The 11,637-nt window shown below is 37.9% G+C and carries 9 protein-coding genes, 1 tRNA gene and 1 other RNA gene; 8 read left to right on the top strand and 3 right to left on the bottom strand.

All coding sequences use genetic code 11. From position 1 onward, the window contains the following. The first annotated feature begins 205 nt into the window (after positions 1-205). The 6 genes from gltX (at position 206) to Q1K37_RS07155 (ending at position 5,531) form a co-directional block, all read left to right on the top strand. Positions 206-1,684, top strand: coding sequence for a glutamate--tRNA ligase (gene gltX / locus Q1K37_RS07180; RefSeq protein WP_300410868.1), 1,479 nt, complete (start codon positions 206-208; stop codon positions 1,682-1,684). 1 nt (position 1,685) lies between these two features. Then, positions 1,686-2,201 carry a hypothetical protein gene (locus Q1K37_RS07175; protein ID WP_300410866.1) on the top strand — a complete coding sequence of 172 codons (516 nt, stop codon included), beginning with the start codon at positions 1,686-1,688 and terminating at the stop codon, positions 2,199-2,201. Between the two features lie 251 nt (positions 2,202-2,452). Further along, a complete protein-coding gene (gene cysS, locus Q1K37_RS07170) occupies positions 2,453-3,853 on the top strand; it encodes a cysteine--tRNA ligase (RefSeq protein ID WP_300410865.1) in 1,401 nt (466 codons plus the stop codon). Positions 3,854-3,863: 10 nt separating this feature from the next. Beyond that, a complete protein-coding gene (thyA, locus tag Q1K37_RS07165; RefSeq protein WP_300410864.1) occupies positions 3,864-4,694 on the top strand; it encodes a thymidylate synthase in 831 nt (276 codons plus the stop codon). A gap of 61 nt (positions 4,695-4,755) precedes the next feature. Beyond that, positions 4,756-5,259, top strand: a complete 504-nt coding sequence (locus tag Q1K37_RS07160) for a dihydrofolate reductase (protein ID WP_300410862.1) — start codon at positions 4,756-4,758, stop codon at positions 5,257-5,259. 2 nt (positions 5,260-5,261) lie between these two features. After that, positions 5,262-5,531 (top strand): PspC domain-containing protein, encoded by a 270-nt coding sequence (locus Q1K37_RS07155; protein ID WP_300410860.1) that lies wholly within the window; start codon positions 5,262-5,264, stop codon positions 5,529-5,531. 150 nt (positions 5,532-5,681) lie between these two features. Here Q1K37_RS07155 and ffs read toward each other — a convergent pair. The 3 genes from ffs to mnmH form a co-directional block, all read right to left on the bottom strand. Next, positions 5,682-5,946: signal recognition particle sRNA large type (gene ffs, locus Q1K37_RS07150), an RNA gene on the bottom strand. Next, positions 5,946-6,036 (bottom strand) — tRNA-Ser (locus Q1K37_RS07145). The genes ffs and Q1K37_RS07145 overlap by 1 nt, the downstream gene beginning before the upstream one ends. A 61-nt stretch (positions 6,037-6,097) precedes the next feature. Further along, entirely contained in the window at positions 6,098-7,150 is a 1,053-nt protein-coding gene (mnmH, locus tag Q1K37_RS07140) for a tRNA 2-selenouridine(34) synthase MnmH (RefSeq protein ID WP_300410859.1), read from the bottom strand. A gap of 62 nt (positions 7,151-7,212) precedes the next feature. Between mnmH and Q1K37_RS07135 the strand changes: the two genes are divergently transcribed. Both Q1K37_RS07135 and Q1K37_RS07130 read left to right on the top strand, forming a co-directional pair. Continuing rightward, positions 7,213-7,914 (top strand): ABC transporter ATP-binding protein, encoded by a 702-nt coding sequence (locus tag Q1K37_RS07135; RefSeq protein WP_300410857.1) that lies wholly within the window; start codon positions 7,213-7,215, stop codon positions 7,912-7,914. 1 nt (position 7,915) lies between these two features. Then, positions 7,916-11,569 carry an FtsX-like permease family protein gene (locus tag Q1K37_RS07130; RefSeq protein WP_300410855.1) on the top strand — a complete coding sequence of 1,218 codons (3,654 nt, stop codon included), beginning with the start codon at positions 7,916-7,918 and terminating at the stop codon, positions 11,567-11,569. Positions 11,570-11,637: the final 68 nt, after the last annotated feature.

Below are 11,637 nucleotides of genomic sequence, written 5' to 3'. Positions count from 1 at the left end.
TTTTTCAATGCGTTTAAAGGTTTTGGTATGTATTCAACTGTCAAACTCCCGTGAAGTTTATAAAACTTCGTCTAACAACTTCTAGTAGGCAAAAAAGTTTTCTGGAAGTTTTGCAAGCAAAAAACTTCCCCATTTCTCTAATAACATTGCAAAATCTTCCATTTATGGATAAACTTATTATAGATTAGTAATAGAAGGAGAGAATATGAAAGAGGTACGTTTGCGTTTTGCTCCAAGTCCTACTGGCTACTTACACATTGGTGGACTTAGAACTGCATTATTTAATTATTTATATGCTCGTGGACAAAAGGGCAAGTTTATTTTAAGAATTGAAGATACTGATAGAACCCGTTATGTTGAAGGTGCCATTGAAAATTTACTTAAGGAACTGTCTTGGGCTGGCATTGAAATTGACGAGGGCGTTACTTTAGATGAAGATGGTAATGTAACAAATATTGGAGATTGTGCTCCTTATATCCAGTCTGAAAGGGTTGAGGCAGGCATCTACAATAAGTATGTGGATAAACTAATTGAAGAGGGAAAGGCATACTACTGTTTTTGTACCAAGGAACGTTTGGATCAGATTAGGGAACAACAAAAAGCTGACGGTATGATTCCAAGGTATGATGGATTTTGTAGAGGTGTTTCCTTAGAGGAAGCAAAAGAGAGGATTGCTGCAGGGGAAAAGCATGTTGTAAGAATGAAGCTACCTGCAAACCAGAATATCTCATTTAACGATGCCATCAAAGGAAAAATCACAATTAACACAAATGACATGGACGATCAAGTCCTAATAAAATCCGATGGTTTCCCTACTTATCATTTTGCGGTTGTAGTGGATGACCACGAAATGGGAATTACCCATGTTGTTAGGGGCGACGAATGGTTGCCTTCAACGCCAAAACATGTTTTCCTATATGAGGCATTGGGATGGGAAGCTCCAGAATATGTTCATTTACCAACTGTTTTAAACAAGTCTGGTAAGAAGCTTTCCAAGAGAAATGACGATGTGTCCGTTGAGGACTTTAGAGAGATGGGTTATTTGCCACAGGGTCTTGTAAACTATCTTGCGTTAGTTGGATGGTCTCCAGAGACAAATAACGAAATACTGTCCATGGATGAGCTGATTGACCAATTTACATTCAAAAGGGTTTCAAAATCCGGTGGTGTCTTTGATAAGGAAAAACTTGATTGGGTAAATGGACATTATATAAGGGACATGGAAGTTTCTGAACTTGCAGATAGAATCAAACCATACATGGTTGAAGCAGGCCAAGTTGATGAGGACATCTCCAAGGAAAAACTTGAACTGATAGCTTCTACCTTCCAAGAGTCCATTTCAAAATTATCCGACATAGTGGAGCAATCTGCTTTTCTATTTAAGGACAAGATTGAAATTGTAGAAGAAGATGCCAAGGAAATGGCTTCTGGAGAACAGGTTCCAAGTCTTGTAGAGGCATTTAAGTCTGAGCTTTCACAAGTTGATGAAGTGGATGAAGAATTTGCAAAGACTGTGATGAAAAAGATTCAAAAGGCTACTGGCGTAAAGGGTAAAAATCTATATATGCCTGTTAGAGCCGTTCTCACTGGAAATGTTCATGGACCCGAGTTGGTAAATATCATAATGATACTTGGTAAAGAGGGTCTAATGAAGAGACTGGAAGATTTTAACCAAGGGGCATAGTATGAAAAAAAGAGTTGTTACAGGACTATTGTTGATTTTATTTGTTACTGCTTTTTTTGCTGCCGTATATGTCCTATTCAATAAATATAATGAAACCTATGGCTACGATCAAATTTCCAATGGTCGCGTTGATAGGATAAACTACAAGGACCCTAAGGTAAAGGAAGAACAGGATATCCTATTCTTTGCAGCTGAAGACAATAAGGACAAAGAGTCCCTTAAGATTATGGTTTTCGAGAAGGACTTTCTCTTTAAATCCAGGTATAGAAAGAGATATGAAGAGGTAAAGTCTCAAAGTCTAAACAGCATTTACTATGGAACTGATAAGGATGGATATATTGTAATCTTTGGCAAAAACACTAAAGATTCCCCTATAAACTCCTTTGAAGTAATCTCTTCTGAATCAAAGAGCTTTGATGTAAAGGAAGAGGGAACAATTTTGGAGATAATGAAGGGTAAGGCTAAGGATATAAAGGACTTAAGAATTGAATACGATCAAGAACAATCAGAGATTTAAGATCTGATTGATAACAAGAAAAAACTACTTAGGGGTTTTTAGAGAGAAACAGTCTGGTGAAATGTTTTAACCCTAGTAGGCCTATGCGCTTGTTATAATGGATTTAATACATTCCGGTGGCACCGTTAAAACCCTTAAGTGGATTTTATCAATTAGAGTGGAACCGCGGATTATTCGTCTCTTGCATGTGCAGGAGACTTTTATTTTATAGACAAGAATTTTAGAATTACCATGTTTACAAGGAGGATTGTATGAAAGTATATAATACCATGACTAGAAAAAAAGAAGAGTTCGTTCCTATAGAAGAAAACAAAGTTGGTATCTATGTTTGTGGACCTACAGTATATAACTATATTCACGTTGGTAACGCAAGACCAATGGTGGTTTTTGATACCTTAAGAAGATATTTTCAATACAAGGGATACGAAGTAAAATATGTAAGCAATTTTACAGACATTGACGATAAGATTATTGAAAAGGCAAAACAAGAAAAGGTGGATTATACAGAGATAACAAAAAAATACATCCAGGCCTATCTGGACAACTCCAGAGACTTAAACTTCAACGAAGATGCAACGATTCACCCAAGAGCCACAGAATATATAGGCAAGATGATAGAGTTTGTTAAGGGCCTGGAAGATAAAGACATAGCTTACAATGTAGATGGAGATGTATATTTTGATATTACAAAGGCCAAGGACTATGGAAAGCTATCAAAGAAAAATATAGAAGAATTACAGGCTGGAAAGAGAATAGAAGTCTCCTCTGAAAAGAGAAACGCCATGGACTTTGCCCTTTGGAAGAGGAGAAAAGAAGAATCAGAGCCGGCATGGGAGTCACCATGGGGCATGGGCAGACCGGGCTGGCATCTAGAATGTTCTGTTATGGCAGGCTCCATCCTAGGGGACACCATAGACATTCATGCAGGAGGAGAAGACCTACAATTTCCTCACCATGAAAATGAAATAGCCCAATCCGAGTCCCTTCATGACAAGAACTTTGCAAATTATTGGATGCACAATTCCATGATAACTGTGGACAACGAGAAGATGAGTAAGTCAAAGGGCAATTTCTTTTTACTAAATGATATTGGCAAGTCCTATGACTTGGAAGTTGTAAGGTTTTGGCTTCTATCCGTCCACTATAGAAAGCCTATAAACTTCAGTAAAGACGTGATGGAAGCGACAAAAAACGGACTTGAAAGACTTTATAACGGAAAGAAGAGAATTGAAAACTTACTTGAAAATGCAAAGGAAAAAGACGCTTCGGAAGAGCTATTAAAGGAAGTAGATAGTATAGTGGAAAGCTTTGAAGAAGCCATGGATGACGATTTAAACACTGCAGATGGTGTAACTTCTATCTACGACTTGGTTAAATTTGCTAATACCAATTTAAACGAAGACTCTTCAAAAGAGCTTGTTCAAAAGACTTTAGATTCCCTAAATGCCTTGGCGGAAGTTTTAGGAATTTTGACAAAGAAGGAAGAGAAGGAAAATCTAGATGAGTTTGTGGAGAAGATGATTGAAGAAAGAACTAGGGCAAGGTCTGAAAAGGACTTTAAAAAAGCCGATGAAATCAGGGACAAACTCGCTGAAATGGGTATAAAATTAAAGGATACCAGGGACGGAGTGACCTGGGAAATCATTAAATAAGAGGTGGAAAATGAGCAGAGCTGATGAAATTTTTATAGATATGTGTAAGGATATTCTTGAAAGTGGATACTCTTCTGAAGGTCAAAAAGTTAGGCCTGTATGGGCTGATGGAACACCTGCTCATACGATTAAAAAGTTTGGCGTTGTAAATAGATACGACCTTTCCAAAGAATTTCCCATATTGACCCTAAGGCCAACGCCTCTTAAACTTGCAGTGGATGAACTCTTGTGGATTTGGCAAAAGAAATCCAATAGGGTTTCTGAACTCAAGTCCTCTATTTGGAATAGTTGGACTGACGAAGAGGGTACTATAGGGAAGGCCTACGGCTATCAGCTGGGAATAAAACATAAATACAGAGAAGGGGAGTTCGACCAGGTGGATAGGGTTCTATTTGACTTAAAAAACAACCCCTATTCCAGAAGGATTATGACCAATATATATAACTTTGAGGACCTTCATGAAATGCAGCTTTACCCATGCGCATATTCCATGACTTTCAATGTTACAGGAAATAGATTAAATGGAATTTTAAATCAACGATCCCAGGATATTCTAGCTGCAAATAACTGGAATGTGGTTCAATATTCTATTTTGATGCATATGTTTGCGCAAGTGTCTAACCTGGAAGTAGGAGAGTTGGTCCATGTAATTTCCGACGCCCATATCTACGATAGGCATATACCGATAATTAAAGAATTGATAGAAAGAAAGGCCTATGAAGCGCCAAAACTTATAATAAATAAGGATATAAAGGACTTTTATGATTTTACAGTAGATGACTTTTCCCTAGAAGGATATGAAGCTGGGGAACAGATAAAGGATATTCCAGTAGCTATATAGTATAGGGTTTTTAATAAGGATAGAGGTTTCATTGATTAAGAGTGCAGTTAAGGAGTAAAAGATGAAAGCGATAGTTGCAGTGGATAAAAACTGGGGAATTGGGAAAGACAACGAAATGCTTATCTCCATCCCCGACGATATGAAATTTTTTGTGGATCAAACCAAGGGGAAAGTTGTCCTCATGGGTAGGAACACCTTGGAGTCCCTTCCTGGGGGAAGGCCATTAAAACATAGGAAAAATATTGTGGTTTCAAAGTCCATGGAGGAAAGGGACAATGTGGTTGTAGTTAGAAGTGTGGAAGAAGCCCTTGAAGAGGTTTCTAAGTATCCTCCTGACGAAATTATGATAATTGGGGGAGACTCGGTATATAGACAGTTTCTAGACTATTGTGAAGAATGTATTGTCACAAAGATAGATAAGGAATTTCCGGGAGTTCAAGCTTTCTTTCCAAACCTAGATGAAAAAAAGGATTGGAAGCTTTGTAACGAAACCGAAAAATGCTCCTGGGAAGGCATAGAATATAGTTTTAACTGGTACAAAAACCTAAAGGTAAAAGAGGTGTAGACATGGATAAGAGATTATATAAGGTTAGAGAGGGCAAGATGGTGGCAGGAGTTTGCCTAGGTCTTTCTGAATACTTTGACATTGACGTTTCAATTGTAAGACTTGCAACTGCCCTACTAAGTCTATTTTATTTCACAGGACTTGTTATGTATATAATTGCGGCGATAATCCTGCCATGGAAAGAGGATATCTATGGAGAAAAGGATAACTTTAAGGACAATAGCTTCTCACAAAGACAGAAGGAAGAGGATGAGGATATAACCATAGAATAATGTGGTTGAATTTTAATATTGGACAATAAAAAAACTATCCTATTACGATAACCAAATAATAGGATAGTTTATAAAGTTATAGCCGATTTAAAAGTTGGGCTAAAATACTACATCCAAAATATTGGATGTATGGGGTTTGAATGATTTATGTAGCACACCCGGCTTTGACTAATCACCTCTTAACGTTACCTATGCAGTTAGCTCGAAGTAGGCACCCTCACGGCACACAGAAATGACTACTTATGGCTGCTTCGTTCCCGATCTGACCAGGTTCATAGGTTCCTGTTGCGTAAGACCCGCTTGTCAACACCACTTACATAGGGCAGACTTAAATTGTAAGAAGCCGAGGCCGGGAATTCAACCCTGCTGTAGCGATTGCAGGTTCAGGGCATCGCTAGTTCCCCGTCTAGTGCTTGGCGGAGAATGAGGGATTTGAACCCTCGAGACGCTCATCACGCCTACACGATTTCCAATCGTGCTCCTTCAGCCGCTCGGACAATTCTCCAAGTACAGATGTTAATTATATTAGATTTTAAAAGAAAAGTCAAATAAAAGTTAAAGGACTTTTACTTGCTTTTCATAATCTTTGGAACTAGGTCCATAATGTTGTAAAGCTCTACCAATAAATTGGCGGATTCTTCTTCATTCCTATTTTCTAACACATCATCATAGTCCCTTTTCTTATATCTTTTATCATAGTAGTTCTCACATAGTAGTCTTGCTACATAAGAAAGTTCTCCCTTTTCTATACGGTCTATCAGTTTTTCAATATTCTCCTTTGAAATATAGCCACTAAGTTTCTTTAATGAGTCTATTAATTGGGTTTTATTTTCCCTTTGACCATATTCCTCCACAAGGTTACTAACTCTGTGTTCCATAGGAGACTTTACTAAAATAGTAAAGGAATTTCTCATGTTTTCCAAAAGGGACTTTGGAAGGTTTATCCTTCCTATCTTCGAGGACTCTCCCTCAACAAAGACCCACCTATCCCTATACTTAGACAGTTCTTCAAATAGTAAGGACTCAAACATCTTTTGAGAAGGCTGCTCCTTTAATCCTACATGACCTAGAATGGAACCTCTATGACTTGCAAGTGCTTCTAAGTCAATTGTGGGTATATCTTTTTTCTTTAACAGGTGTAAGATCTTGGTCTTTCCGCAACCTGTATTGCCATATAAAACAATTGGCTTAATGGACTTTGAAAGTAGGTCCAAGTTCTCCCTAATAAACCTTCTATATCCCTTATATCCGTCAATTAGTCTATAGACCTTGATGTCCAGTGAGTTTAAAAGTCCAACAAGGGATTTACTTCTATAGCCACCCCTTGAACAGAATATTACAATGCTCTTATACTGATGTTCCAGCTCTAAAATTTCAGACACCAATGCCGGAAGTCTCTTTGAAACGAATTCAATACCCTTTTTCTTTGCCAATTCCGTAGACTGATGGACATAGGTTTCTCCTATGACCCTTCTTTCCTCATCGGTAAATAGATATAGATTTATTGCCCCAGGAATTGTCTCTGAACTATATTCCAAAGGAGATCTAATATCCACATAAATTTTATCTTTAAGCTCTAAACTATCTTCATAACTTATATTCCAGTTCGTAATTATCACTCCTCATATGGTAAAATACTATTATAAGACTATTTTTAAAATTTGTACAGACAGGTGATTAAATGAGCTATGTAGAAATGATCGACAATGTTAAAACCTATCAAGTTGGTTCAAATAAAATTTATGCAAATAATGGCGTGACCTTCTCCATTGAAAAGGGGGAGCTTGCCATAATCGTAGGACCGAGTGGTGCTGGAAAGTCCACCGTATTAAATATTCTTGGGGGGATGGACAACAACGACTCTGGCCAGGTTATCGTAGATGGGAAAGATATTTCAAAATTTAATGAAACAGAGCTTACCACCTATAGAAGGGATGATGTTGGCTTTGTATTTCAATTCTATAACTTAATACCCAATCTTACAACAAAGGAAAACGTAGAGCTGGCCTCACAGATAGTTTCCGACGCTAAGGACGCTACAGAAATTCTAAAGGAAGTTGGACTTGAAGGCAGGATTGACAACTTTCCTGCACAACTTTCCGGAGGAGAACAACAGAGGGTTGCTATTGCAAGGGCTTTAGCTAAAAATCCAAAACTATTACTCTGTGACGAACCTACGGGGGCATTGGACTACAAGACCGGTAAGTCCGTACTTAAACTTTTACAAAAAACCTGTAGGGAAACGGGAACAACTGTAATTTTAATAACACATAATCAAGCTCTAACACCTATTGCAGATAGAGTTATTGAGATTAACGATGCAAAGGTTAGAGATATTAAGCTTAATCCTAACCCAAAATCCATTGATGAAATAGAGTGGTAATATGAAAGCTATAAACAAAGATATATTAAAAGAGATAATTAAATCTAAGGGCCGATTTCTGTCAATTTTGATTATGGTGTCCATTGGAGTCCTTGTCTTTGTAGGTCTAAAGGTCACAGGCCCGATCATGATAGATAGGGCGGATAAGCTTTTAGACAAGACCAATGCTGCAGATTTAATCCTAAAATCCCAGGTGGGCTTAGAGAAAGAGGACATAGACATAGTTAAGTCCTATGGCGGATTTTCAGATTATGAAGTGGTCTATGAAAATGACTACTACAATAAAGACAAGAAGGTTATGAGGATTAACTCCATAAACGAAAAGATTTCTAAGCCGGAAGTGGTGGAGGGAAAACTTCCAGAAAAGTCTGGAGAGATTGCTTTAAATGTAAGCCAGGTGGAAGAATATAAAATTGGAGACAATATCAACCTTGAAAAGGAAGATCTAAACCCCTACGGCTTTGAAGAGGAAAAGAAGGAGTATTCTCTAAAGACCTATGACTATAAAGTTACAGGATTTGTAAGAAGTCCTAACTATGTTGACAATGTGGAACTAGGATCTACTAAACTTGGAGCAGGAGTCGTAGATGAACTTGGATTTATTCTAAAGGAAGACTTTAATGACGCCCAGTACTCGAAAGTGGATATACTACTTAAATCCATTAAGGACAGGGGATTTAAAAACGAGGACTATAGAGAGAAGGCAAGAACCGCTAGAAAGGACTTGGAAAATCTATTTACAGGAAGAAAATCCACCGTCTATGAAAAAAATCGTCAAGATATAATCGACAGGATAAAGGACGGAGAAAAGAAGATAAAGCTAGCAAAAGACCAAATTCAAGACGGTAAAAACCAGATTGAAGACGCCAAGAAAAAGGTGCAAGAGGGATACCAGGACTATGAAAAACAAAAAGCTAAGTATGAAAAGTCCGTTGCCGACGGTAAAAAGAGTCTAGAGGAGGGAAGAAAAGAACTACTTGCATCAAAGCCTTCCTTGGACAAGAGTAGAGAGGAACTGAAAAAGGGAAAGGCAGAGCTGGACAAGGCAAAGGAGCAAGTGGATAAGGGCAAGGAAGCTCTAGACAAGGGTAAGGCAGAGTATGAAGGAAACCTTAAAAAAATAGAAGATGGGATAAATAATCTCAATGCCAAGGAGATAGAGCTTAAAAATTCCATTACTCAAATTGATCAATCCTTGGTTAAGATAGAACAGGGAAAAGGTCGCCTTCCAGAACTTCAAGGGAATTTAGAAAGGCTACAAAAGGCCAAAGGGGAATTGGAAGCGGGACTTTCTCAACTTAAGAACTCTATCTCAGAAGTGAGTCAAGGTATAGCCCAGCTTGAAGAGGCACTATCTCAAAACCCGGAAGATGAAAATATCAAGGTAAAACTTGAAGCTTTAAAGGCTCAAAAAAGGGATTTGGAAAGCCAAGTTTCACCCCTTGAAGCTAAATTAGGGCAGATAAATACAAATATAAGCCAGGTGCAAGGGGCAATCAATGAGATTAATAGTGGGATTTCAAAGGTTTCCGACCTTAAGGCTAAAAGGGACCAAGCGGTTGCGGGCCTTGAGACCATAAAGGTTGAAAGAAAGAAGTTGGAAGATGCAAAACCCGCTCTTGCCCAGGCGAAGAAGACCTTGGATGAACAGGAAAAGAAATGGCAGGAGGGCAAGGACCTCTACGATAAAAAGTTAAAGGAATACAATAAGGGAAAGGCGGAATTTGACCAAGGAGAAATCCAGTACAATACCGCTATGGCCATTTTAAATGAAAACACTGCCCTTTGGGAAAAGGGTAAGGTGGAGGGAGCGGCAAAACTTAAGGAAGGCCTTCAAAAATTAAAGGATTCAGAAAAGGAAATAGCTAAAAATGAAGAAGAGTTAAAGACTAAAGAAAAAGAAGCACAGGATGAAATCGACAAAGCTCAAGAAAAGCTGGACAATGCAGGAAGATTTTTGAAGGTGTTGATGAAGCCGGAATATGTAATCGACAGTAGGGAGAGTAGTGTCATACTTTACAATTACTACGATGAGGCATCAAGGCTTGACATCATCAGCAATATATTCCCGGTGTTTTTCTTCTTTATAGCCATATTGGTATCTTTGACCACCATGACTAGAATGGTGGATGAACAGAGGATACAAATAGGTACATTGAAGGCACTAGGCTATAAGAATCTGGAGATAATGAAAAAGTATTTTATATATGGTGGAGCTGCCTCTGTTATAGGTTCAATCCTAGGGGTAATCATAGGGCATAAGCTGATTTCTCCAATAATCTTTGGAGCCTATGCCTCCCATTACATTATCGATAGTGGAAACATACCCTATAATTTAAAATATTCCTTGATAGCCATAGCCTTAGGTGTGCTATGTACCACCTTTGCAGGAGTGCTTGCTACTAATAACTCCCTACGAGAAAATGCAGCATCCCTCCTTAGACCAAAACCACCAAAGAGCGGTGTAAGAATTTTACTGGAAAGGGTAGGGTTTATTTGGAATAAATTATCCTTTATGCAAAAGGTGACCATGAGAAACCTCTTTAGATACAAAAAGAGAATGCTTATGACCATAATCGGAATATCCGGTTGTACAGGTCTAATCTTTATGGGATTTGGAATAAAGGACTCCTTGTCCTCTGTAATGGATAAACAGTATGGTGAGATCTTTCAATATGATACCATAGCAGTACACAACGAGGACATAAGCCCAACAGCCTATAAGGAATATAAAGAGTTGTTGGAGAATAAGAAGAAGATTAGAAATTCAAAATCCATCTTCATAGACAATTTAAAGGCCGATGCAAAAGTTGGTCCCGACAATGAAATTACCTTGATGGTGCCTGAAAACACTACGGATTTAATAGATTTTATCAAACTTAGGGACAGAAAAACTGGAAATCCCCTTACCTTAAAAAAGGGAACGGTTATCATTTCAGAAAAACTCTCCAAGGTTAAAAATCTGAAAGTTGGGGACCGTATGGATGTAAAAACAACGGACAACTCCTACCATAGGTTAAAGGTTGGAGGAATTTCCGAAACTTATGCAGGACATTATATCTATATGCCAAGGGATTACTATGAAGAGGTCTTTGGAGAAGAGTTAAAGCCAAATGCAGATATGATAATCTTCCAAAAGGGAGAAAATAAGGATACGGATAAGCTTATAGAAGAGGTAAATGACAACAAAGCCGTGGTAAATGTATTAAATATTGAAAACCACGCCAATATCTTTGATACTTTGTTAAAATCACTGGATATGGTGGTATTTATTATAATCACCTTCTCTTGCATCTTAGCCTTTGTGGTACTTTACAACCTAACCAATATCAACGTGTCGGAAAGGCTTAGGGAGCTTTCAACCATTAAAGTTCTAGGATTTTATGACAAGGAAGTCACCGCCTATATTTACAGAGAGACCTTCCTTCTAACTCTTATCGGAATACTCTTTGGCTATCTAATAGGTTATTTAATGCATCTAATAATCATAACTAGACTCATTCCAGATAGTGCCATGTTGGATCCAAGACTAAGACTTACCAACTTTATACTATCGGGACTGATAACTGTGGCCTTTGCCTTTTTAGTTATGATAGTCATTCATAGAAAGCTTAAAAAGGTGGATATGGTTGAAGCATTAAAGGCGATAGAATAGAATGTTATTCTGTGTTTAAAATGTAGAAGTTGGAAAATTCATATGAATTATTTTACTAGAGACGGCTA

This window comes from Lagierella sp. (assembly GCF_029983815.1).
Lineage (GTDB): Bacteria > Bacillota > Clostridia > Tissierellales > Peptoniphilaceae > Mediannikoviicoccus.
This window is presented reverse-complemented; position numbering and strand designations above follow the sequence as displayed.

What these genes read in the sequence shown, in the direction of transcription:
- gltX (WP_300410868.1), top strand. Translation starts at nt 206, where the DNA reads ATGAAAGAGGTACGTTTGCGTTTTGCTCCAAGTCCTACTGGCTACTTA.
- Q1K37_RS07175 (WP_300410866.1), top strand. Translation starts at nt 1,686, where the DNA reads ATGAAAAAAAGAGTTGTTACAGGACTATTGTTGATTTTATTTGTTACT.
- cysS (WP_300410865.1), top strand. Translation starts at nt 2,453, where the DNA reads ATGAAAGTATATAATACCATGACTAGAAAAAAAGAAGAGTTCGTTCCT.
- thyA (WP_300410864.1), top strand. Translation starts at nt 3,864, where the DNA reads ATGAGCAGAGCTGATGAAATTTTTATAGATATGTGTAAGGATATTCTT.
- Q1K37_RS07160 (WP_300410862.1), top strand. Translation starts at nt 4,756, where the DNA reads ATGAAAGCGATAGTTGCAGTGGATAAAAACTGGGGAATTGGGAAAGAC.
- Q1K37_RS07155 (WP_300410860.1), top strand. Translation starts at nt 5,262, where the DNA reads ATGGATAAGAGATTATATAAGGTTAGAGAGGGCAAGATGGTGGCAGGA.
- Q1K37_RS07135 (WP_300410857.1), top strand. Translation starts at nt 7,213, where the DNA reads ATGAGCTATGTAGAAATGATCGACAATGTTAAAACCTATCAAGTTGGT.
- Q1K37_RS07130 (WP_300410855.1), top strand. Translation starts at nt 7,916, where the DNA reads ATGAAAGCTATAAACAAAGATATATTAAAAGAGATAATTAAATCTAAG.